Below are 23,085 nucleotides of genomic sequence, written 5' to 3'. Positions count from 1 at the left end.
ACCACGACGGAAAACGAAACGGCAGCCCCCGCGCGGGGACTGCCGTTTCGTCGAGCCGGAAGCGTCAGGGCAGGTCGGTCACCGCGTCGGCGAAGGCCGCACCGGTCGCCACGGTGGCGTTGATCAGGGCGGCCAACTGCGGCCCGCTCACGCCGTGTTCCAGGTCGGTGGTGACGTCACCGGCGATGATCAGCTCACCCTCGCCGGTGTCGTGCACGTACGCCTTCGGCAGCAACTGGTCGTGGTTCCACGAGTTGCAGAACTCGTACGCCTCGGCCAGCCGGTCCGCGTCCAGCCGCCGGTCGGCGATCACCCGCGCGTGCAGGATCTCCTGCCGCTCGCCGATCTGCTGGAACTGGATCACGGCGGTGCCCCAACGCCCACCGACCGTGCCGTCCTCGTCCACCCGGTAGTGGTCGCCGCGCTCCTGCAACACCGCGACGATGCCCTCGATTCGCAGCGGCGCCACCACGTCCTGCCGCCCCTCCGGGGGCAGCGCGGACGGCATCGCCCAGTCGCCCGGCGGCTCGTCCGGCGGCAGCACCACCGGTACGTCGACCGGCCGCTCGGCCAGCCAGGCGGCCATCCGCCCGGACTGGTGGCTGGAGCCGTTGCGGGCGTCGAACCGGCCGGCGAGATCCTGCGCGGTGGCCACCAGGTCGGCACCGAGCGCCGTGAGGGACAGTTCGGCGGCGGCGCGCTCGCCGTACTCCGGGCGTTGGATCTTGCGGTCGACGCCGGCTTCCGAGGCCAGCCGGCAGACCAGCGCCCCGGCGGCGGAGAACTCCATCGCCGAGGACTCGTCGTACGGCCGGTCCAGCCAGCCGAGGTGGGTGCCGAGGATCTCCAGCCCGCGTTCGTGCTGACCGGTCAGCGCGCAGAACCGCAGGTGCTCGGCGAGGAACGGGAACGCGTCCCGCTCGTGCCGGTGCCGGCGGTACGCCCGCACGTGCGCCTGGGCCGCCTCGTCGTACCGCCCCAGCCGCAGGTACGCGATCAGCACCGTGACCAGGGCCTTCTCCGGCTGTTCGGCGCAACCGAGGGCACCGGAGAGGACCGGCTCGACAGTGTCGACCGCGGCTTCCCACTCGCCCCACCCGGCCAGCAGTTCGGCCTGGCGGGACGGGTCGCACCCCGCGCAGTCGCTGTTCTCGTCCCGCCGGGCGGCACGCCACTTGGCCAGCCACTCCCGTGCCCCCGCCTCGTCACCGAGGTGGTCGGCGACCCGGCAGCGCAGGTTGTAGACCGCCTGGAGGCTGCGCCCGCCCGCCTTGAACCGGCGTTCCAGGTCGTCCAGGGCCGCCTGGGTCTGCACCAACCCCACCCTGGGCGTGCTGCGCAGGGCCGCGATCGCCCACTTGTGGTACCAGCGGAGCATCTCCGCGTCCCAGTCGTCGAAGAGCGACGGGTCCCGGTCGAAGGCGGCCAGGCACCAACTGAACGGCGGGAGCATCCGCCACCGTTCGGTGTGGTTGTTGTACGCGTCGATCACGGCGAACCGGGCGTCGAAGCCGAGCCGTACGTTCCCGGCCGCGTCGGCGTGCGCGACGATCCGTTCCAGCTCGGCGATCTTGCCGTCGCCGTCCGGCAGATCCCGCGCATCCTCCAGCGCCTCGACCAGCTCTTCCTGCTCACTCACGCGGCGTCCTAGCGGCACGAGAAGGGGTGTTCATGGGATCTCCTCGGGGGGCGGGTCCGCTGCCGGAGCCGCGCCCGTACCGGCCGGCGGGCCGGAGAAGGCGCGGTCGAGCAGCGCGAGAAACGACCGGTTCAGGGCGGCGGTGTCGACCGCGCGCAGGGGGTGGTGGCCGGCGAGCAGCGCCTGCCCGTACAGGGCCTCGATGCCGTGGCGGAGGGTGGCGCCCGGCGGGCCAGCGGAGATCCGCCGGATCAGCGGGTGCCGCCAGTTGAACACCAGCTCCGGGCGGTGCTCGATCTCCACCTCGGCGAAGGCGGAGAGCACATCGGACCAGAGCTCGTCGGCCTGGGCCAGGTTGCGGTGGACCGACTCCTGCTGGTGCGCCCGCCGGCTGACCACGTAGAGCGCCGGTACGGTGACCGGGTCGAACTGGCGGATCAGCGGCACACAACCGAACTCGGCCAGTACGCCCCGGGCGACACCCAGGAACGTCGCCAGTTCCGCCTCCTGCTCGGCCGGCAGCGGCTCCAACCGGGCCGCCAGCTCACCCGGATCCAACCGCCGTACGGTCACCGACCGGTCGATCCGGTGCAGCCGCTCCAGGATCTCGGTGTCGTACGCGTAACCGGCGTTGACCAGGGGAGTGCCGGCGGCACTGGCGATCGCGGCGAGGGCACGGAACTCGTCCACCGTCTCGGCGTACCGCAGCACGGTGGCGCCCCGCCGGAAGGCCCGCAGGGTCATCGTGCCCCGGCTCGTCTCGAACGGCAGCCCGGCGTCGACCAGGCGCAGCATCTCGTCGTCGCGTACGGCGAGCGCCTTCACCCCGAGGTGGTGCACCCGGAGGAAGGCGGCGAGCCGGTCCGGGTGGTGCACCGACAGGTCCAGCAGCCAGTCCCGGATCTGCCCGCCGAGCGACTCCTGCACCTGGGACAGCAGGTCGTCGTCGTAGAGACCCTCCCGGCTGGCGGTGGGGCGCAGCACCGACGTGTCGACCACGCACCGGACGAAGAACGCCCACTCCGGGACCAGCCCGACCGCGTTCTCGGTGAGCAGCATCCGCTTCAGGTAGACCCGGTGCCCGCCGGTCTGGACCGTGTTCGCGGTCGGCAGCACAAAACCGACCCCGACCAGACCGGCCTCCGGCATCCGCAGGTCGATCACGTCCATCGGGCGGCTGCCGAGCAGTTGTGCCCCGTAGTCGAGCAGTGCCTCACGGCGTACGTCCGGGTCTTCGTGGTCGACCTCCCACGGCGCCTGCGGCTCGGTCAGCCGCAGTTCGTCCGTGTCCGGGGCGTGCCGGACCACCTCCACGTCGAGCAGGTGCCCGTACGCCCGGACCAGGTCCGCGACCTGGTCCGGGGCGAACCAGTGCGTCCCGCCGGGGCGGGGGCGCAGGGTCACGGTGGTGCCGATCCCCGGCCGGGCCGCGTCGTCGACCACGACCGTGTACCGCCCGTCGGCGTGCCCGGTCCACCGCACCGCCGGGGTGCCGGTCACCGACCGGGACGCCACCTCGATGGTGTCGGCGACCATGAAGCAGGAGAGCAGGCCGATGCCGAACTGGCCGAGGAAGTCCTGCCGGGCGAAACCCAACTCGTCGCGTTTCGAGGTACGCCCGACGCTGGCCAGGAAGGTGTGCACCTCGGGCTCGGTCAGCCCGACGCCGTTGTCGTGCACCCGGAGCGTGCCGTCCGGGTCGATCTCGAACACGACCCGCCCCGGCTCGGGCGCCGGGTCGGCGCCGGGGGCCAGTGCCCGCCGGGCGGTGATCGCGTCGGCGGCGTTCTGCAACAGCTCGCGGGCGTAGACCCGGGGGCTGCTGTAGAGATGTTGGCTGAGGAGGTCGACTATGCCGCGCAGGTCGACCCGGAACCGCTGCTCCATCGTGGATCCCGCGCTCAGGGCCGCAGTTCGGCGGCGGACTCGGCGAGCTGGCAACCGGTCGAGATGCCACAGTTGATCAGCTGGTCGAGCTGGTGCAGGGTCACGCCCTGGGCCAGGTCGGCCGTCACCTCGCCGCAGACCCGGGCACTGCCGTCGTCGTTGACGTGTACGAACGCCTTGGGCCACAGCCGGTCGTGGTTCCAGGAGTTGCAGAACGCGTACAGCTCGGGCACCCGGTCGATCGGGAACGTGGTCGCGGCCATCGTGCGTACCTGGAGCAGCTCACCCTCCGGACCGAGCCGGAAGAAGTAGATCAGGTTGTCGTCCCACCTGCCGACCAGGTCACCGTCGCCGTCGGTGTAGAAGGAGAAGCCCCGGGCACCGAGCACCGCCGCGATGAGGTCATTGGTCAGCGGTTGCAGCGTCTGCAACTGCCCGGCCTCGGCCGGCTCCTCGGAAGAGTGCGGGAAACCCGGCGATGACATGCGACGTCCCCCGTTGCGGCGAGATGGGTTGGTTGGTCTGCCCGTGATGTTAGGCGGATCACGCGACCCGGCATAGTTCGGCCGGACCGTCCACCTCGTTCGACCGTACCGACTGTGACGTTGTGCCGGACCGGGGGCGGACACGACCGGTAAAAGCGCGGATATCCGTGACGGCAGGGCTAACGTGTGACCTTATGGCGGGCCGTACCCCTCAGGCGAACCGGCGCCGAAGCGGGTCGTCGACGCGCGGCGCCGCACCTTCCCGTACCCGACAGGGCACGCGTGCCCAGCAGGCTGCCCGCGCCCGAGCGACCACCCGGCGACCGGTTCGCACCCCGCCGGCGGTCTACGTCGGTCGCGCGGTCAACACGATGTGGATGGGACTGGCGCACGGTGTCGGGTGGGCGTTCCGCGCCGCCGGCCGCCAGGCGGCCACCGCCCGCGAGCTGGACCCGGAACACCGCCGCGACGGCGCCGGGCTGCTCGTGCTCGGCCTGTCCATCCTGACCGCGGTCGCGGTCTGGTTCTCCTCCGCCGGGCCGCTCGGCGCCCGGTTGGCCGACACCGTACGACTCTTCCTCGGCGCGATCTCCGTGGTCCTGCCGCTGCTGCTGCTGATCGGCGCGATCCGGCTGATGCGGACACCGAGCGAGGCGGAGCACCGGGGCCGTGGACTGGTCGGGTGGTCGGCGCTCATCCTGGGCACCGGCGGGCTGCTGCACATCGGCCACCACCCGGCCAACAACCTGGAACGGGACTACGCCGGTGGGCTGGTCGGGGCCGGGATCGGTCAGACGCTGGAGAACGCGGTCACCCCGTGGGTGGCCGTACCGCTGCTGGTGCTGCTGGTCCTCTTCGGCCTGCTCGTGGTCACCGCGACGCCGATCAACAAGGTTCCCGAGCGGCTCGGGCTGTTCGCCGAGGCGGTCACCGGTCGAGGCGGCGGCACGCTCACCGACGACGAGACCGACGAGTCCGACGACGAGGAAGAGGAGACCCCGACCCGCCGCCGGCCGTCCCGGCGCCGGACCGGCAGCCGGGTCGGGTCCGCCACCGAGACCGACGGGTACGGAGCCGACGAGTTCCCCGACGAGCCGGTCCCGGTGCCCCGCAAACCGCCCGCGAAGGTGCCCGCCGCCCGGAAGGTCGCCGAGCCGCCCGAGCACTCGCCCGCGCCGACCCGCGCCGAACAGCTCGCCATCACCGGCCTCGGCGGTAACTACGTCCTGCCACCGGCGAACCTGCTGCGTACCGGCACGGCGCCGAAGACCCGGAGCAAGGCCAACGACGAGGTGATCGCCGCGCTCACCGGTGTCTTCGACCAGTTCGACGTGGACGCCGCGGTGACCGGGTTCACCCGGGGACCGACCGTGACCCGCTACGAGGTGGAACTCGGCCACGGGGTGAAGGTGGAGCGGATCACCCAGCTCTCCCGGAACATCGCGTACGCGGTCAAGTCCCCGGACGTACGGATCCTCAGCCCGATCCCCGGCAAGAGCGCGGTCGGGGTGGAGATCCCGAACACCGACCGGGAGGACGTGGCCCTCGGTGACGTGCTCCGGTCCCGCGCCGCCGGCAGCGACCACCATCCGATGCTGGTGGCCCTCGGCAAGGACATCGAGGGCGGGTACGTGGTCGCCAACCTGGCCAAGATGCCGCACATCCTGATCGCCGGCGCGACCGGTGCGGGCAAGTCGTCCTGCCTGAACTCGTTGCTGGTGTCGATCCTGAGCCGGGCCACCCCGGACGAGGTGCGGCTGCTCCTGATCGACCCGAAGCGGGTCGAGATGACCAGCTACGAGGGGATCCCGCACCTGGTCACCCCGATCGTGACCAACCCGAAGAAGGCGGCCGACTCGCTGGACTGGGTGGTCCGCGAGATGGACATGCGCTACGACGACCTCGCCGCCGCCGGGGTACGCCACATCGACGACTACAACCGCAAGGTCCGGGCCGGACAGATCAAGCCGCCACCGGGCAGCGAGCGGGAGATCCGGCCGTACCCGTACCTGCTGGTGATCGTGGACGAGCTGGCGGACCTGATGATGGTCGCCCCGCGCGACGTGGAGGACTCGGTCGTCCGGATCACCCAGCTCGCCCGCGCCGCCGGCATCCACCTGGTGCTCGCCACCCAGCGGCCCTCGGTCGACGTGGTGACCGGTCTGATCAAGGCGAACGTGCCGTCCCGGCTGGCGTTCGCCACGTCCTCGCTGGCCGACTCGCGGGTCATCCTGGACCAGCCCGGCGCCGAGAAGCTGATCGGTCGCGGTGACGGGCTGTTCCTGCCGATGGGCGCCTCGAAGCCGGTACGCATCCAGGGCGCCTGGGTCAACGAGTCCGAGATCAGCGACATCGTGAAGTTCTGCAAGGACCAGCGGGAGCCGGAGTTCCGCTCCGACGTACTCGCCCCGGCGAAGGACACGAAGAAGAAGGTCGACGAGGACATCGGCGACGACCTGGACGTACTCGTGCAGGCGATCGAGCTGGTGGTCACCTCGCAGTTCGGGTCCACCTCGATGCTCCAGCGCAAGCTGCGGGTCGGTTTCGCCAAGGCCGGCCGCCTGATGGACCTGATGGAGACCCGTGGCGTCGTCGGCCCCTCCGAGGGCTCCAAGGCCCGCGACGTCCTCATCAAGCCCGACGAACTAGACGACGTCCTCTCCAGCCTCCAGGGCGACCCCGACGCCTGACGCAGCCCCACGCCCTCGTCCCGCAGGGCGCACTTGTAGAGAAAGAGGGGCTATCGCGGGTCGGATAGCCCCTCTTTCTCTACAAGAGGGGGTCAGGATTCGGGTGGGGAGGAGGGGGCTGGGCGGCGGTGGTGGAGGAGGGCTTGGGTGAGGGAGATCACCGAGACGATGGTCCAGGTGCCCTCCAGGAGGAGGAAGCCCCAGGAGCGTTCGGTCGCGGCGATCACCGCCAGGATGCCGGCGCCCAGGACGTTGAGGACGAGGTAGCGGATGGAGTGCGGGTCCATCCGGCGGAGCTGGTTGGCGGCGAAGGCGGCCAGGATCAGCAGAGCGCCGAGGACCTCGATCAGGTCGTGTGTGTTCATCACCGTCTGCGCGCCGTCTTTGCCTGGCCGGGTACGGCACGCGCTCGTCCGGGGCGTACGCGAAAGCGTCCACCTTCCGCCAGTCTAGCCATCGCCCCGGTGGCGACCCGCTGTGTGGTAAACCTCACCCGTCCGACTTGACCTCAAGTCCGGTTCAACTATCAGGATCTTCGTATGACCCTGCTTCTCACCGACGACGAGGTGGCGCAACGGCTCGACGGCACCACCGCCGTCGCCGCGATGCGCGCCGCGCTGCTGGCCGCGTACTCCGGGCGGTTGGTCGCGCCGCCCCGGGCGTCCGCCGCCCTGCACGGAGGTCGCCTGGTCACGGCCGCCGGGCAGCTCACCGAGGAGTGGTACGGGTTCCGTTCCTACGACACCTTCGGCCACCCCGACGCCGAGCAACTCGTCGTCCTGCACGACGCCGGCTCGGGACGGATCCGGGCGATAGCGGTCGGCGAGGAGATCGGTTCGCGCGGCAGCGGCGCCCTCGGGGCGGTGGCGGTCGACACCCTGGCCCGCCCCGACGCCGCCACGGTCGGCGTGCTCGGTGCCGGACGGCAGGCGTGGGCGCACGTCTGGGCCACCGCGGCGGTACGCCCGCTGCGCGAGGTCACCGTCCACTGCCGTACGCCGGCCGTCCGGGACGCCTTCGCCGCCCGGGTACGGGCCGAGCTGGGCGTACCCGCACGGGCGGTGACCAGCGCCAGTGAGGCGGTACGCGACCGTGACCTGGTCGTCCTCGCCACCGACAGCCCCGTACCGGTGATCGACCCGGCGGATCTCGCGCCCGGTACCCACGTCAACGTGGTCGGCTTCAAGCAGCAGGGCCGGGCCGAGTTCGGTACGGACCTGCTCGACCGGGCGGAGGTGCTGGTCACCGACTCGCTGGCCCAGGCGATGGACTACCGCCCGCCGATGCTCGCCGCCGTCGCCCCGTACGCCGACCGGCTGCGCCACCTCGGCGCGCTGCTCACCGGCGAACAGCCGGGCCGGACGGACGCCGACCAGGTCACCCTGTTCTGCTCGGTCGGGCTGGCCGGCGCGGAGGTCTTCCTGCTCGACCGGCTGGCCCGGGTCGAGGCGCTGCCCGCCTAGCCCTGCGGTGAGGGGAGCGGCGCGGCCGGGGGGTTGCGCACCCGGCAGGCACCCCTAGCGCTCGCCGGGCTTCCGGAGCGGCCCGGTACCCTCGGATGGTGTCTGCTACTTCGTCTTCCTCGACCACCGGCCGCCGGGTCGCACTGCTGACCCTGGGCTGTGCCCGCAACGAGGTCGACTCGGAGGAGCTGGCGGCCCGCCTCGACGCCGACGGATGGCAGGTGACCACGGACGGCGAGGGTGCCGACGTGGTGCTGGTCAACACGTGCGGCTTCGTCGAGAAGGCCAAGCAGGACTCGATCGAGACCCTGCTCGCCGCCGCCGACACCGGAGCCAAGGTGGTCGCCGCCGGGTGCATGGCCGAGCGCTACGGCCGTGAACTCGCCGACAGCCTGCCCGAGGCCGGCGCCGTACTGAGCTTCGACGACTACCCCGACATCTCGGCCCGGCTCAACGCCGTCCTCGCCGGTGAGCAGGTCGTCGCGCACACCCCCAGGGACCGCCGGGAACTGCTCCCGCTGACCCCGGTCGACCGGCACGGCAGCGGGGTCGTGCTCCCCGGTCACGCCCAGACCTCCGTCCGTCCGGCCGGCGGTGGCCTCGTCACCGACGAGCACACCCCGGCGCACCTGCGGCCGGTGCTGCGCCACCGGCTCGACGCCGGCCCGGTCGCCTCGCTCAAGCTCGCCAGCGGCTGCGACCGGCGGTGCGCGTTCTGCGCCATCCCGGCGTTCCGGGGCGCCTTCGTCTCCCGCCCCCCGGAAGAGCTGCTGGCCGAGGCGGAATGGCTGGCCCGGACGGGCGTACGCGAGCTGGTGCTGGTCAGCGAGAACTCCACCTCGTACGGCAAGGACCTGGGCGACCCGCGCCTGCTGGAGAAGCTTTTGCCGCAGCTCGCCGCCGTGACCGGGATCGTCCGGGTCCGGGCGAGCTACCTGCAACCGGCGGAGACCCGGCCGGGCCTGGTCGAGACGATCGCCACCACCCCGGGGGTCGCGGCCTACTTCGACCTGTCGTTCCAGCACTCCAGCGAGCCCGTCCTGCGCCGGATGCGCCGTTTCGGGTCCACCGCCCGATTCCTCGAACTGCTCGGCTCGGCCCGCGACCTGGCCCCGGCGGCGGGTGCGCGCAGCAACTTCATCGTCGGCTTCCCCGGCGAGACCCGCGCCGACGTGGACGAGCTGGTCCGCTTCCTCTCCGAGGCCCGGCTCGACGCGATCGGGATGTTCGACTACAGCGACGAGGACGGCACCGAGGCCGCCGGCCTGCCCGGCAAGGTCGCGTCGGCCACGATCAAGCGACGGTACGACCGGCTGAGCGCGCTCGCCGACGAACTCTGCTCCCAGCGGGCCGAGGAACGCCTCGGCTCGACCGTCGAGGTCCTGGTCGACACGGTCGACGGCGGGCAGATCGAGGGGCGCGCCGAGCACCAGGCGCCCGAGGTCGACGGCTCCACGACCCTGGTGGCACCGGTGGAGGGCGGGGTCGACCTGGCCGCGCTGCGCCCCGGTGACCTGGTCCGGGCCACCGTCACCGCAACCGAGGGAGTCGACCTGATCGCCGTACCGGTCGAACTGGTCTCCGCGGCGGCCAGCCCGCCCGGCGGCGCGAGGTGACGGCGTGACGGAGGCGTCGGAGCCCACCGCCCCGGCCGCCATGGTCGAGCCGGTGCCCGTCGTCAACGCGGCCAACGCGCTCACCGCCCTGCGGCTCGTCCTGGTCCCGGTGTTCGTGGCGTTGGCGGTCGTCTCCGAGATGACCCATCCGGCGTGGCGGATCGCCGCCTGCCTGACCTTCGCGGTGGCGTCCGCGACCGACCTGCTCGACGGCTGGATCGCCCGGCGGTTCAAGCTGGTCACCGCGGTCGGCAAGGTCGCCGACCCGATCGCCGACAAGGCGCTGACCGGCGCCGCCCTGGTCCTGCTCTCCTGGTACGACCTGCTGCCCTGGTGGGTCACCCTGCTGATCCTGGCCCGTGAGTTCGGCGTCACGTTGATCCGGTTCTGGGTGATCCGGTTCGGGGTGATCGCGGCCAGTCGGGGCGGCAAGGCCAAGACCGCGCTGCAGATCCTCGCGATCGTCTGGTACCTCTGGCCGGTGCCGGATTCGGCCACCTTCGTCGGCCCATGGATCATGGGTGTGGCCCTGGTGGTGACCATGATCACCGGGCTCGACTACGTGGTACGGGCCCTGCGCCTGCGTCGTCGGGCCAACTGACCGCCGCCCGAGGGTTCCGTCACCGGGACCGGCCGGCGCGGGTTGGTCGGTGGGTGGGTCGGTTGGATGGCGAGGGGGCGGGATGACGGGCGGGGTCGAGGCACGGGTCGCGGCGACCGAGGCGGCTGCGGCGGTGCACCCGCTGGCCGAGCGGGGCGAGACCCTGGCCGTGGTGGAGTCGCTCACCGGCGGGCTGCTGGCCGCCACGATCGTGGACATCGCCGGGGTGAGCAGCGTGTTCCGGGGCGGGCTGGTGGTCTACGCCACCGACCTGAAGGAATCCCTGGCCGGCGTACCGGCCGAACTGCTCGCCGCACGGGGTCCGGTCGACGCGGACGTGGCCGTCGCGCTGGCCGAGGGCGGTCGCCGACGCTGCGGCGCCGACTGGTGCCTGGCAACCACCGGGGTCGCCGGTCCGGAGCCGCAGAACGGCCGTCCGGTCGGGCTCGTCTACGTCGCGGTGGCCGGACCTGGCGGTACGCAGGTGCGTGAGCTGCGCCTCGGGGGCGGCCGGGACCAGATCAGGGCGCACACGGTCACCGAGGCGTTGCGGCTGCTCGTGGACCGGTTGCACGGCGTACCGCCGCCCCCGGTGCGGAGCTGACCGGGGCGCCCGGCGGGTGCCGGCCGGAATCCGGACCGGCGGGGTGGGATGTCGTGCGGGCCGGCAACGGGTACGGTTGCGGGAAGGTCCCGGCAGCGGTCGGGATTGGGGGTCGGAGTCGCTCCACGCGGCGTTGCGCTGACTGCCGCCGGAGCTACGGTCCCACGTGAGGGGGAGGTGCGATGGTCCTGCTACGCCGGGTGATCGGTGACGCGTTGCGTGCTCGCCGGCAGGGTCAGCACCGGACCCTGCGCGAGGTTTCCTCGGCCGCCAACGTCAGCCTCGGCTACCTTTCCGAGATCGAACGCGGCCAGAAGGAGGCGTCGAGCGAGCTGCTCGCCGCCATCTGTGACGCCCTCGGCGCCCGCCTCTCCGAGCTGTTGCGCGAGGTCAGCGACACCGTCGCGCTCGGCGAACAGGTGTCCGGGGTGCTGGCACCGGTGCAGGAACGGTCGACGGTCGACGTGCCGGCCCGCACCGTGCTCACCGAGTCCGGTGTGCGTACGGTGACCGATTCGGGCGTACGCCAGGTCGCCACCGACGGGAACGTCTCCGTCTCGGTGCGCCAGGACTCGCCGCTCAAGGCCACGCTGCGCACCACCCGTCGGGTCCGGTCGACCACCGACCGGGGTCGCGACATCGTCCGCGCCGCCTGACCCTGCTCGGAGCGCCCTCTGCGGCGTAGGGTGGCAGTTCCAGAGGTGCTTCCCGGCCGATATCCCCGTGGTCGTCTGCCGGTGTGGCGCCGGCCTGGGACGATGGTGACCATGCCGTGTTCGACCGGTGTACACCGGTCGGGCGGCAACCGGCCGAAGCGGATGACACCGAGGGGACTACGCGAAGATGGCGAACCCGTTCGTCAAGGGAGTGCGCTACCTGATGGCGCTGTTCGGCGCCAAGATCGATGAGCACGCCGATCCGAAGGTGCAGATACAGCAGGCCATCGAGGAGTCCCAGCGCCAGCACCAGGCACTCGTACAGCAGGCGGCAGCGGTCATCGGCAACCAGCACCAGCTGGAGATGCGGCTGTCCCGGCAGATGTCCGAGGTCGAGCGGTTGCAGGGGATGACCCGTCAGGCGCTGGTCCTCGCCGACAAGGCCCGTGCCGGGGGCGACGAGGCGGAGGCGCAGAAGTTCGAGCAGACCGCGCAGACCCTGGCCGCCCAGCTCGTCTCGGCCGAGCAGTCGACCGAGGATCTCAAGGCCCTGCACGACCAGGCACTCGGCGCCGCCGGGCAGGCCCGTCGGGCGGTCGAGAACAACCAGATGATCCTCCAGCAGAAGCTGGCCGAGCGGACCAAGCTGCTGAGTCAGCTCGAGCAGGCCAAGATGCAGGAAACCGTGGCGAAGTCGCTGGAGTCGATGTCGACGCTGGCCGCGCCGGGCACCACCCCCTCGTTGGACGAGGTGCGGGACAAGATCGAACGCCGGTACGCCACCGCCATGGGCCGCGCCGAACTCGCCGGCAACTCGGTCGAGGGGCGGATGCTGGAGGTCCAGAAGAGCAGCCTCGACCTGGCCGGGTCGGCCCGGTTGGAGCAGATCCGGGCGAGCATGTCCGGGGATCAGCTCGGCGGGAAGACCCAGCCGGCGGTCGACCAGGCCAACCGGGCGGCGGACAACGCGGGCGTGGCCCGGCTCGACGAGATCCGGGCGAGCCTGGCCAAGGAGCGCTCGACCGGCGACCAGAGCGCCGCCGGCTGAGTTCGGGCAGGAGAGGGCAGCGATGGCAGACCAGCGAGCCCGGTACTTCCGACGTTTGCGCTCCCTGCGCCGTTCCGCCCGCTGGTGGAGCGTCTGGGCGGGTGGGCTGGGCGGCGCCGCCGTGGTCCTGACTCCGTACCAGGGACTGGGTCTGCCGGACGCGGCCTGGGTCGCCGGTGCCGGCGGCACCGCGGCGTTGGCCCTCTGGCGGTGGGCCGACCTGCGCCTGCTGGCGGCGCAACCGGCGCCACCGCCGCCCGATCCGGCGCTGGCGGCCGAGCGGACCCGCGCGCAACTCATCGCCGCGGTCGAGCGGCTCCCCGCCGGTGCCGGGGCGCTGGCCGAGGTACGCCGGCAGAAGGCCCGGTTCACCCTGCGCGGCTCCGCCGCCGCCGAGCCGTGGAACCGACTGTCCCGGGCCTCGTCCACGATGACCGGGCTGGCCGGTCGGCTGCCCGCCCTGGCCGGGCCGGCGGTGCTGGAGGCGACCGTGGCGGAGACCTCGCTGCACGACCTGGCGCACCGGGTGGCCAGCCTGGAGAAGGCGATGCGGCTCGCGCCCGACGGGTCCCGCCCGGCGTTGGAGTCGGCGCACCGGGACCTGTGCGGGCAGCTCGACCGGGGCATCACCGCCTACGAGGCGCTGGTCGTCGCGGCCGCCGCCTACCTGGCCGAGGACACGAGGTCCGCGACCGAACACCCGGCCGCCACCCGGTTGACCGAGGCGACCGACCTCCTCCACGGCATTGCCACCGGCCTGTCCCAGCTCCGCACTCCGCGTTAGTCCGGGGGCTGGACGGCGAGCGGGGTGGTGAAGGCGGAGGTGCCGACGGCGTTGAAGGCCTGGATCCGCCAGTGGTACGTGGTGCCGGGGGCCAGCCCGGTGTTGGTGAACGAACGGGCGGTACCGGCGATGGTGAAGCTGGTCAGCCCGGTGCCGAACGAGTCGTCGTTGGCCCGTTGCAGGGTGAAGCCGCTGACCACGCTGCCCGCGCTCTCGAACCAGTTGAGCTGCACGCTGACCGAGTCCGGTGCGGCGGCGGCGATGGTCGCGGAGAGGCTGTGCGGCACCGCCGGTGCGGTCGGCACGGTCACCACCGAAACCGTCGACCAGGGTGACGGGGCGCCGAGGTAGACGGTCCGCACCCGGTGGTAGTAGGTGGTGTTCGGGCTCACCGTGCTGTCGGTGTACGCGGCGGTCAACGGCCCGGAGGCGGTGACCAGCCCGCTGGTGAAGGTCGGGTTCACCGCCCGCTGCACCTCGATCTCGGTGGCGAAGGAGCGGTTGCGCCAGGCCAGGTCGACGCGTACGGGGGCGGACGGGGCCACGGACGCGGTCAGGCCGCTCGGGGCGATCAGGCGTACCACCGCGGAGGCGGTGTTGGACCAGCCGGAGTAGCCGACCTCGGTCTCCGTACGGACCCGGTAGTAGTACGTCGTCCCGGGCGTGACCGTGGAGTCGGTGGTCGTACTGACCGTCGGGGGCAGGCTGAACGCGGTGACACCGGCGCTGAAGGCGGCGTTGGTGGCCCGCTCGACGAGATGGTTCGTGGCCGCCGGACGGGTCGCGTTGTTCGTCCAGGCGAGGGCGATCGACGGTGCCACGGTCGGTGAGCCGGGTGCCGCCGTCGAGGTGAGCCCGGTGGGTTGCGCCGGGGAGACCCGGAGCACCACCGGGCGGCTCAGCTCGCTGCCCTCGTGGCCGACCAGATGACCCTGCCAGGCGTACTCCCAGCCGAAGTTGAAGACCTGGTTGACGACCACCGCCGGTTCGCCCGTACGCGGATTGACCTGGGTGAAGCCGCTGGTCGTACCGGCCGGTCGGGTGGGGTCGAGCAGCCGTACGCTGTCGCCGACCTTGAACGGGAGCGGGTCCGGGACGGTCGGCCGGATGGCGACGATCGTGTCCTCCAGCGGGTTCATCCGGATCGTCTCCTTCCAGCCCAGCTCGTTCGGGTCCGGCGGGCGGATCGCGCCGTCCCACCCGACCCGGTTGATCAACTGCACCACCAGGTGGTGGAAGTGGATCGCCCGGGTGTCGGCCCCGTTGTGGGTGATCTTCCAGATCTGGGTGCCGTCGCCCGGTGCCCCGATCGGGGTGCCCGGATCGGTCCCGGTCAGGATCTCGGTGGGCGGGTCAACGTACGACAGCGGTGTGGTGGTCTGCACCAGCGCGCTGACCTTCGGCAGTTCCACCCCGAGGGTGGCGTTCATCCGGCCGTACTCCGGTTCGAAGAGTTCCTGGATCGCCTTCGCCCGCAGCGGCACGGTGACCGGGCCGGTCCGCCCGGCGGGGGTGAACGTGATCGTGTTGCTGTGGATCGGGACGTGCGTGTTCTTCGGCGTACGGGTGCCGAACGCGGTGTCGTACGCCGGCTGCGGCACGATCGGCGGGGGCTGGCTGGCGCCGTACGCCACGGGCAGCCGGGCACGCAGCGTCTCGAGGTCGTACGGCGCCTCCGGTGTCCCCTCCACCTGGAACTGGAGCAGCGTACGGGTGTTCGGCCCGTAGCCGGGCTGGGTGCTCGGGGCACCACCGGCGGCGGTCCGGTCGGGATCACCGGTGTAGTAGTCGTACCGGGTGTCGAAGGCCGGCATCGGCGCCGGACAGTCGTTGTAAAGGATGATCTTCGAACCGGGCGGTACGGAGGAGAAGTCGACGATCACGTCCGCCCGCTCGCCGGGGCCGAGCAGGAGCGAGTGCTCGGAGACGTTCAGCGCGGCGATGTCCCGCCGGTTGTAGACGTAGTTGATCGGCTGGTTCGGCACCACCGCCACCTCGGGCAGCAGTCCACCCTCGGTGCCGATCTGGATCCAGTCCGGGCCGACGCTGTCCGGGTCGGGCACACCTCCGGCCCGGCCGTCGGTCGGCCAGGTGCGCGGGTGGTCGGGGTTGGCGGTGGCGTCGACCATCGGCACCTCCCCGGCCCCGCCGTCGCCCAGCGTCCCGTCCGGGTGCCACATCGGCCCGTGCGAGGCGGCGTAGTAGAGCTGGAGGTTGAGGCTGCGGTCGTTGCAGGCGTTCAGGATCCGGAACCGGTACGCCTTCGGCGCCACCCGCAGGTACGGGTACGCGCACCCGTTGACCAGCGGGGTGTCCAGGAACGCCTCCGGGACCACGGACGGGTTCGGCGTACCCGGCATCACCGGCGGTTGCCAGGGTGCGCCCGCCGGGTCGTAGTGCGGGTTCTCCGCCGGCCCGTGCGCCGTCCCCGTGTACGGCGGCCAGAACCACGGCCCGTAGTCCCAGCGCCCCATCGGGTTGGTCCCGGACTCGTTGTACGGGTTCTGGTTGGGCATGTAGACGTGCGGATACCAGAGGTTCCCCCGACCGCCCCAGTTGACCCGGTCCCAGGTCGGGTCCTGGGCTTCGAGCTGGGCGTCGCCGGGCACGAACGTCTTGTCCTGGATGACCAGGGGGATCTCGTCGGCCGGGATGACCTGCTCGGCGACGAGTTCCCGTTCCACCTCGTCGCGGAGCAGGTAGAGGCCGAGCTGCCCGGAGTAGACGGTCAGCCGGGCGATGCCGAGGGTGTGGTCGTGGTACCAGAGCAGCCGGGCGCCGGCCTGGTTCGGGTAGTACAGCGTCACCGCCCCCGGCTCCGGTGTTGCCATGTCCGGCACGTTCACCAGGCCCGTACCGGTGGGGTAGGAGGTCGGTTCGCCGGCCGGGGTGAGCCACTGGTCGGGGCCGCCGTTGCTGATCCAGGGCGTGGCCGCCCCGTGCAGGTGCAGCACCGCGCGGTTCTGCGGATAGTGCTCCGGCCCGCCGAGGGGACCGGGTCCGGCGCCCCGGACGGTCGGGTCCACCGGCAGCGGCAGCCGCCCGGCGGGGCCGGTCGGCAGGCCGTTGACGAACTTCACCCGTACCGGTCGGTTGCGGTCCGCGACGATGACCGGCCCGAGATGGTACGGCCGGTTCGGCGGGATGACCGTGTTGCGCCCGTTGGCGTCGGTGCCGTTGTTGAGCTGCCGGTAGCCGCGTAACCGGGTCGGGCCGAGATCCTTGTGCAGTTGCTGGGTGAACTGCTCCAACCCGATCTCGTAGTAGTCGCAGCCGGGGTAGCTGACCGTGTCCGGGGTGGCGACCGGCAGGAAGTTGCCGAGGTCGTTGCGCTGCCCGTCGCCGACCAGGGGCAGCGAGTCGACGAATTTGCGCATCCCGGTGCCGGATACCACCTGTCCGGCGGGGTCGAGGCGGGGCAGGGGACTGTTCGCGTAGTTGGGCACGAAGCCGAAGTAGTCCGGCGCGGGCAGCATCGCCGCCGTTGTCACCTGACTCTGGGTCTGCTGTGGAATGCCGGGCCGGGACTCTTCCGGTGCCTGGGCGGGGGAAGCGGCGCGACTGTCGGTGTCCTGCTTCGCGCGCCGGGCCAGGCGGTGCGCCGCGAGTTTCCTGAACATGACCATGCTCCCTCCCCGGATGCCTGCTCGACCGGAGGTTCCGCCAGTGGGGGTTCGGTCGAGCCGATCAGACGGCCATCGCTGACAATCCGTAAGCAACTAACCGCGTCAAGCGACGATTGGATACGGCTGGATCAGCGTCGGTTTGGCACGGGTTCGCGGGTGGGGATGTTCAGCTCGGGGCGGGCTGGCAGCGCGGGCACCAGTACGTGACCCGGTCGCCCTGTTCGGCCTTCTCTACCAGCATGCCGCAGCGACGGCACGGTTGGGCGCGTCGGCCGTACACGTAGTTGGTCTGCCCCCGGTGCAGGGAGCCGGTGGTGCTCTGCGTCCACCGTCCACGGTTCGCCGAGAGCAGCCGCTGGGCGAGTGTCACCAGCCCGGTCAGGTCGGGTACCGCCGCCACCGGTGTCCACGGGTTGACGCCCCGCAGGAAGAGCACCTCCGACTTGTAGAGGTTGCCCACGCCGGCCAGGTTGGACTGGTCGAGGAGCGCCTCGGCGATGGTCGTCCGGGGGTGGGTGCCGAGCCGGCGTACCGCCTCGGCGGGGTCCCAGTCCGGGCCGAGCAGGTCGGGGCCGAGCCCGCCGACCAGTTCTGCCTCCCGGTCGGTCGGCACCAGGGCGACCTCGTGCAGGTGGTAACCGACCGCGATGGCATCCGCCGTACGCAGCACCAGCCGGATCAGGTGCGCCGGCCGGGCGGCCCAGCGCTCACCCGGCGGGTAGACCCGCCAGGCCCCGTCCATCCGCAGGTGGGAGTGCAGGCTGAGGCGCCGCTCGCCGGCCGGCTCGGCGAGGCGGATCAGCAGGTGCTTGCCTCGGCTGACCGCTTCCAGGACGGTCCAGCCGACCAGGTCGGTGCCGGCGAGCTGGGGCACCCGGAAGTCGCTGGCGGTCAGCCGGCCACCGGCCAGCGCGCGGTGCAGCGCGCGGGCGGTGTTCCAGACGGTGTCGCCTTCGGGCACGCTTCCATCCTGCCCGCTATCGCCGGGTCAGGGCTGCTCTTCGACCCGAGGGGCGCGGACCATGTCCTGGTAACGGGGATGGCTGGCGCCGTAGATGGCGAAGTTGAGCCGGGCGTGGGACAGGCTCAGGTCGCCGTTCGGGCCGCCCTCGACCACGGCGTCCTCCGACCCCTGCTGGCCGTCGTTCGTCCAGAAACAGACCGGACAGGTCCCACCTTCTCCGGTGAAAAAGCCGCAGCATGGACATGCTTGTACATCGATCGAATGCTTCCCCACCGGTCAAGCATTCCATAATGGTCCATCCATCGCAGCTCCGTGTCCGCGATGCGGAAGTAGATCAGCTAGCGTCCGCTATCCGTAGCACCTGCCCCGTTACCAGCGAAAGTAGGGCATCCGCGCGGCCACCGTTCACCGCCAGCGCCACCCGCCCGGCGGAGTCTGCGAGCACCGCGAGCGCACCGCTCGGTACGTCACCGAAAGTCGCCGCCCGGCGGGCCGGAACGCCCTCCACCAGCAACGCCGCCCCCAGCCCGTCCAGCGCGGACGCGGGCGCGGCGAGCTGCACGTTGCCGAAGTGGTCCACCGACAGGACCTCGGCGGCGAGCCAGCCCGGCCCGCTACCGACCACCGGATCGGGGAGCCGGACCAGACTGGCCGGGTCGACCGATGGCCCGGCGTCGGCGAACTCGGCGCCGAGCGCGAGTCGGGCGGCGACCGGGGCGAAGACGTCCCGTCCGTGGAAGGTGTGCGAGACGGTCGCCGCGTGCCAGTCCGAGTTGGTCAGCTCCACCGCACGCTCGGTCCCGCCGAGGGCGTCGGCCGCCCAGCAGAGCAGCCCGTTGTCCGGCCCGACCAGCAGCCCGCCGGGGGTCTGTAGCGCCACCCCGCGCCGAGCGGTGCCGACACCGGGGTCGACCACCGCCACGTGCACCGCCGGCGGCAGGTCCACCACCGTCTGGGCGAGTACGGCCGCACCCCGCCCGAGGTCGCCAGGCGGCACCAGGTGGGTCACGTCGAGGACCCGTACGGCGGGCGCCAGCCGGGCCACCACCCCGTGGCAGGCGGCGACGAAGCCGTCGGAGAGTCCGTAGTCGGTGGTCAGGCTGATCCAGCCATAGCCGGGCATGACCAGCACGTTAGCCGTCGCACGGTCGCGGTGACGACAACCCCTCCGCCGGCACGTCGGGGCGGTGGCACCTGGCAAGCTGATGGCATGCGATTGGTCATCTTCACCGAGCCGCAGGACGGCGCGACGTACCAGGATCTGCTCCGGGTGGCGCGCCACACGTCCGACTGTGGCTTCGACGGCTTCTTCCGGTCCGACCACTATCTGCACATGAACGGGGACGGCCAACCGGGCCCGACCGACGCCTGGCTGACCCTGGCCGGGCTCGCCCTGCAGACCGAGCGGATCCGGCTCGGCACCCTGGTCACCTCGGCCACCTTCCGGCTGCCCGGACCGCTGGCCATCTCGGTCGCGCAGGTGGACGAGATGAGCGGTGGACGGGTCGAACTGGGCCTGGGCACCGGCTGGTTCGAGGCCGAGCACCGCGCGTACGGGATCCCGTTCCCGCCGCTCAAGGAGCGGTTCGACCGGTTGACCGAGCAGCTCGAGGTGATCACCGGCCTGTGGGGGACCCCGCCGGGTGACACCTTCACGTACCGGGGCGGTTACTACGACCTCTACGACTCGCCCGCGATGCCGAAGCCGGTCCAGCACCCGGGACCACCGGTCATCGTCGGCGGCACCGGCCTGAAGCGGACGCCGGTCCTGGCCGCCAGGTTCGCCGACGAGTACAACGTCCCGTTCCAGTCCGCGCAGGCGGCGGCGAAGAACTTCGCCGCGGTGGTCGAGGCCTGCGAGCGGATCGGCCGGGACGCCGCCGGTCGTGCGCCGCTGACGCTCTCGGCCGCGGTCACGGTGGTCTGCGGGCGAAACGACGCCGAGGTACGCCGCCGGGCCGACGCCATCGGCCGGGACCTGGACGAGCTGCGCACCGGACCCGGTGTGGTCGGCACCCCGGACGAGGTGGTCGAGCAACTGCACGAGTACGCCAAGGGCGGGGCTTCCCGCTTCTTCCTGCAGTTCCTGGACCTCGCCGACCTGGACCAGCTCGACCTGATCGCCGCCGAGGTGGCCCCTCAGCTCTGACCGCCAGAGATAACTAACATCCATGTTACTAACATCAGTGTTAGTAACATGGATGTTAGTAACATCAGTGTTAGCATCGGGTGGTCGATGGTCAGGACAGCGGGGAGTGGTGATGGATCATGGTTGCCTTCGTTGGCCGGCACCGTGAGCTGCGAGTGCTCGCCGCCGAGTTGGAGCGGATCGCGCCCGGCGACAGCCGCCCGGGGCGTTGCCTGCTGATCCGTGGACGACGCCGGGTGGGCAAGTCGCGCCTGGTCGAGCAGTTCGTCGAGAACCTCGACGCGCCCAGCGTCTACTTCACCGCCGCCGGGTCCCCCACGCCGCAAGAGGTTCGGCGGTTCTGCGCCGACGTCGCCGAGTCGCCGCTGCCGGGTCGTGAGTTGCTGGCCGCGGCCAACCCCGAGGACTGGGACTCCGCGTTGCGGCTGCTCGCCGCGGCACTCCCGGAGGACGGCCCGAGTGTCGTGGTGATCGACGAGGTGCCGTACCTGATGGATGGGGAGCACGTCTTCGAAGGCGTGCTGCAACGGGCATGGGATCGGCAGCTGTCCCGTAAACCGGTGCTGCTGATCCTGATCGGCTCCGATCTGTCCATGATGGAGGCGCTGAACAGCTACGAGCGGCCGTTCCACCAGCGGGGTCGGGAGATGGTCGTGGGGCCGCTCAACCCGGCGGACCTCAGCACCATGCTGGAGGTGGATGCGGCCGAGGCCATCGACGCCACACTGGTCACCGGCGGTCTTCCGCTCGTCTGCACCGAATGGCAGCCCGGCACGGACGTATGGGACTTCCTCACCACGGCGCTGGCGGACCCGACGTCGGCCTTGCTCGTCTCGGCGGAACGTTCGCTGGCCGCCGAGTTTCCCGCCGCCGTCCAGGCTCGTGCCGTACTCGCCGCGATCGGTTCCGGCGAGCGGACCTTCGCGAACATCGCCCGCGCCAGCGGTGGCCTCGGCGCTACGCCGCTCCAGCGCTCGCTGGACGTACTCAACGAAAAGCGGCTGGTGGTCGGTGACCTGCCGCTGTCCACCCGGCCGTCGAAGGAACGCCGCTACCGGATCGCAGATCCTTACCTGCGGTTCTGGTTGCACTTCATCGCCCCGTACATGGCCGAGATCGAGCGCGGTCGAGGCGACCTGACCCTCGCCCGGATCCGGCGGGGCTGGACCAGTTGGCGGGGACGTGCGGTGGAGCCCCTGGTCCGGGACGCGCTCTCCCGACTGCTGCCGGACGGGACGCTACCCGCCGCCGGGGCCGTCGGCAGCTACTGGACCCGGGCCAACGATGTCGAGGTCGACATCGTCGGCGCGGACCGTGGGCCGATCGCCCGGGAACTGCTGTTCGTCGGATCGATCAAGTGGCTTGACCAGGCCACCTTCGACGCACACGACCTTGCCGTCCTGCACCGGCACCGGGCCGCGCTCACCGATCAACCGCTGCCGATCCTGGCGGTGTCGCGCAGTGGCGTCTCCTGCGGCGGGTTGGACGCGGCATACGGCCCGGAAGACCTGCTGGCCGCCTGGCGGAGCACGGAGAGCCGGTAACTCGGGCCACCGCACCTCGCGCTTCGGGCTACCGGCCCGCGTCGACCACGGGACCGATGGCAGCCTCCGCCGGCTGGAGGGGTACGGGCTGGGTCGGCAGGACGATCTCGCGTACGGAGAGGTAGACGGCGCGCACGGCGAGGGTCCGCTCGACCTCGTCCAGGATCGGGGCGAAGAACTGGCGGCGGTGTTCCACGTCGCTCATCGAGGTGACCGCGAAGTACATGCTCCCGAACCCGGCCAGGAGGGTGGCGTTGCCCACCAGTGCCAGCGGCACCGGCAGCCCGCCCGCGAGCATCGTCGGCGGTTCACCGATCCACTGTTCGGCGGTCTCCGGCTGGACCACTATCAGTCCCAGCACCAGGAAGAAGCTGAACAGCCCGACCCCGACCACCAGGGCCTGTACGAGTTGCCGGGTGGCGAGCATGAGCAGGAGGTTGCCAACCTGCCGGGCGTTGAGTGGCACCGGTTGCAGTGGTCCGTCCGGGGCGACCTCCTCGATCGGGAGGCTGGCCAGCGGGGTGCGCTTGCAGGACGAGGAGAGCCGTTCGGCGCTCAGGTCCTGTTCCACCCGGCCGATCTCGTCGCGCAGCCGGCCGGCGGCGGCCAGGATGGTGACCGCGGTGAAGAGGCTGAGCACCAGGCCGAGGCGGTACCAGGGCAGCCGGTTCATCGCCTGCCACAGTTCGCCGGTGAAAAAGAAGAACAGGGTGACGAAGAGCAGCAGGGGCAGGGCCCGACCCTGTAGCCGGACGCTGTTGCGCATGTCGTCGACCGCGTGCCGGATGGCCCGGCGCAGCAGCGGGACCACGCCGTAGCTGGTGGCCAGCCAGGAGCCGGTGAACAGCAGCGCGAACGCGGCGATCGAGGTGACGGTGATTTTCAACTGTCCGTCGTGCAGCCAGAGCGCGAGCGGCGGTACGACAACCGGCACCACCGCGTACGCGACCAGGATCGTGATCATCATGCGCCGGGAGAAGTGGGGCAGGCGGCGGCCGAACCGGGTCAGTGCGGACCAGCCGGCCAGCCCGGCGGCGACCACGATCGCGAGCAGTACCCAGCGGGCGGTGCCGGTGGCCGCCTGGAGGATCACCCAGGCGAGGTCGGCCACCACGACCACGGCGAGGAACGGCAGCATCCGGGGCAGGATGTGCCGGTCGAAGTCGTACCCGGCGATCATCTGGGGCACGCCGTGGCGGACGAACCAGCGCTCGGCTTGCCGGACCAGGGCGCGGGAGGCGGTGATGGGCACCCGCTGATCCTGTCAGAGCGCGGGCGCCGGTCAATCCACCGCGGGGCGTTAGCGAATCGAGGGAGGGTCGGGTCGGA

19 protein-coding genes and 1 riboswitch are annotated in these 23,085 nt (G+C 71.5%); of the genes, 10 read left to right on the top strand and 9 right to left on the bottom strand.

What is annotated here, in order from left to right; translation table 11 throughout:
* Positions 1-64: 64 nt before the first annotated feature.
* From OIE47_RS04945 to OIE47_RS04935, 3 genes are read right to left on the bottom strand one after another with little or no spacing between them, the layout of a single operon-like run.
* Positions 65-1,639 (bottom strand): YbjN domain-containing protein, encoded by a 1,575-nt coding sequence (locus tag OIE47_RS04945; protein WP_326560298.1) that lies wholly within the window; start codon positions 1,637-1,639, stop codon positions 65-67.
* 30 nt (positions 1,640-1,669) lie between these two features.
* A complete protein-coding gene (locus OIE47_RS04940) occupies positions 1,670-3,526 on the bottom strand; it encodes an HSP90 family protein (RefSeq protein WP_326560297.1) in 1,857 nt (618 codons plus the stop codon).
* Between the two features lie 14 nt (positions 3,527-3,540).
* Positions 3,541-4,011 carry a YbjN domain-containing protein gene (locus OIE47_RS04935; protein ID WP_326560296.1) on the bottom strand — a complete coding sequence of 157 codons (471 nt, stop codon included), beginning with the start codon at positions 4,009-4,011 and terminating at the stop codon, positions 3,541-3,543.
* Between the two features lie 194 nt (positions 4,012-4,205).
* Between OIE47_RS04935 and OIE47_RS04930 the strand changes: the two genes are divergently transcribed.
* Complete coding sequence (locus tag OIE47_RS04930; protein WP_326560295.1) at positions 4,206-6,701, top strand: FtsK/SpoIIIE family DNA translocase; 2,496 nt, start codon at positions 4,206-4,208, stop codon at positions 6,699-6,701.
* A 92-nt stretch (positions 6,702-6,793) separates the two neighbouring features.
* Here OIE47_RS04930 and OIE47_RS04925 read toward each other — a convergent pair whose 3' ends face one another.
* A complete protein-coding gene (locus OIE47_RS04925) occupies positions 6,794-7,066 on the bottom strand; it encodes a CBU_0592 family membrane protein (protein ID WP_326560294.1) in 273 nt (90 codons plus the stop codon).
* A gap of 7 nt (positions 7,067-7,073) precedes the next feature.
* Positions 7,074-7,142, bottom strand: a riboswitch (guanidine-III (ykkC-III) riboswitch).
* 98 nt (positions 7,143-7,240) lie between these two features.
* On the opposite strand from OIE47_RS04925, the gene OIE47_RS04920 reads away from it, so the two are divergent.
* From OIE47_RS04920 to pspM, 7 genes are all read left to right on the top strand, one after another.
* Positions 7,241-8,164: an ornithine cyclodeaminase family protein gene (locus OIE47_RS04920; RefSeq protein ID WP_326560293.1), complete on the top strand. Its 924-nt coding sequence runs from the start codon at positions 7,241-7,243 to the stop codon at positions 8,162-8,164.
* A 95-nt stretch (positions 8,165-8,259) separates the two neighbouring features.
* Positions 8,260-9,780, top strand: a complete 1,521-nt coding sequence (gene rimO / locus OIE47_RS04915) for a 30S ribosomal protein S12 methylthiotransferase RimO (RefSeq protein WP_326560292.1) — start codon at positions 8,260-8,262, stop codon at positions 9,778-9,780.
* 4 nt (positions 9,781-9,784) lie between these two features.
* Complete coding sequence (pgsA, locus tag OIE47_RS04910; protein ID WP_442792050.1) at positions 9,785-10,381, top strand: CDP-diacylglycerol--glycerol-3-phosphate 3-phosphatidyltransferase; 597 nt, start codon at positions 9,785-9,787, stop codon at positions 10,379-10,381.
* 82 nt (positions 10,382-10,463) lie between these two features.
* Positions 10,464-10,985, top strand: coding sequence for a CinA family protein (locus tag OIE47_RS04905; RefSeq protein WP_326560291.1), 522 nt, complete (start codon positions 10,464-10,466; stop codon positions 10,983-10,985).
* 182 nt (positions 10,986-11,167) lie between these two features.
* Positions 11,168-11,641 (top strand): helix-turn-helix domain-containing protein, encoded by a 474-nt coding sequence (locus OIE47_RS04900; protein ID WP_326560290.1) that lies wholly within the window; start codon positions 11,168-11,170, stop codon positions 11,639-11,641.
* 187 nt (positions 11,642-11,828) lie between these two features.
* Positions 11,829-12,689, top strand: a complete 861-nt coding sequence (locus OIE47_RS04895) for a PspA/IM30 family protein (protein ID WP_326560289.1) — start codon at positions 11,829-11,831, stop codon at positions 12,687-12,689.
* Between the two features lie 22 nt (positions 12,690-12,711).
* On the top strand, positions 12,712-13,473 hold the full coding sequence (gene pspM / locus OIE47_RS04890) for a phage shock envelope stress response protein PspM (RefSeq protein ID WP_326560288.1): 762 nt from the start codon (positions 12,712-12,714) through the stop codon (positions 13,471-13,473).
* On the opposite strand, the gene OIE47_RS04885 is transcribed toward pspM, so the two are convergent.
* The 4 genes from OIE47_RS04885 to OIE47_RS04870 form a co-directional block, all read right to left on the bottom strand.
* Positions 13,470-17,093, bottom strand: coding sequence for a fibronectin type III domain-containing protein (locus tag OIE47_RS04885; RefSeq protein WP_326560287.1), 3,624 nt, complete (start codon positions 17,091-17,093; stop codon positions 13,470-13,472). The genes pspM and OIE47_RS04885 overlap by 4 nt on opposite strands.
* A gap of 172 nt (positions 17,094-17,265) precedes the next feature.
* A complete protein-coding gene (locus OIE47_RS04880; RefSeq protein WP_326560286.1) occupies positions 17,266-18,060 on the bottom strand; it encodes a zinc finger domain-containing protein in 795 nt (264 codons plus the stop codon).
* A 27-nt stretch (positions 18,061-18,087) separates the two neighbouring features.
* Entirely contained in the window at positions 18,088-18,336 is a 249-nt protein-coding gene (locus OIE47_RS04875; RefSeq protein ID WP_326560285.1) for a CPCC family cysteine-rich protein, read from the bottom strand.
* A gap of 61 nt (positions 18,337-18,397) precedes the next feature.
* Positions 18,398-19,186, bottom strand: coding sequence for an SAM hydrolase/SAM-dependent halogenase family protein (locus OIE47_RS04870; RefSeq protein ID WP_326560284.1), 789 nt, complete (start codon positions 19,184-19,186; stop codon positions 18,398-18,400).
* Positions 19,187-19,273: 87 nt separating this feature from the next.
* Between OIE47_RS04870 and OIE47_RS04865 the strand changes: the two genes are divergently transcribed.
* Both OIE47_RS04865 and OIE47_RS04860 read left to right on the top strand, forming a co-directional pair.
* Positions 19,274-20,212, top strand: coding sequence for an LLM class F420-dependent oxidoreductase (locus OIE47_RS04865; RefSeq protein ID WP_326560283.1), 939 nt, complete (start codon positions 19,274-19,276; stop codon positions 20,210-20,212).
* 119 nt (positions 20,213-20,331) lie between these two features.
* Positions 20,332-21,756 (top strand): ATP-binding protein, encoded by a 1,425-nt coding sequence (locus OIE47_RS04860; protein ID WP_326560282.1) that lies wholly within the window; start codon positions 20,332-20,334, stop codon positions 21,754-21,756.
* Positions 21,757-21,784: 28 nt separating this feature from the next.
* Here the strand turns inward: OIE47_RS04860 and OIE47_RS04855 are convergent, their stop codons facing one another.
* Positions 21,785-23,008, bottom strand: coding sequence for a hypothetical protein (locus OIE47_RS04855; RefSeq protein WP_326560281.1), 1,224 nt, complete (start codon positions 23,006-23,008; stop codon positions 21,785-21,787).
* Positions 23,009-23,085: the final 77 nt, after the last annotated feature.

This window comes from Micromonospora sp. NBC_01796 (assembly GCF_035917455.1).
Taxonomy (GTDB): Bacteria; Actinomycetota; Actinomycetes; order Mycobacteriales; family Micromonosporaceae; genus Micromonospora_G.
Note: the sequence above shows the minus strand (reverse complement) of the source record. Positions and strands in the feature narration are given on the sequence as shown.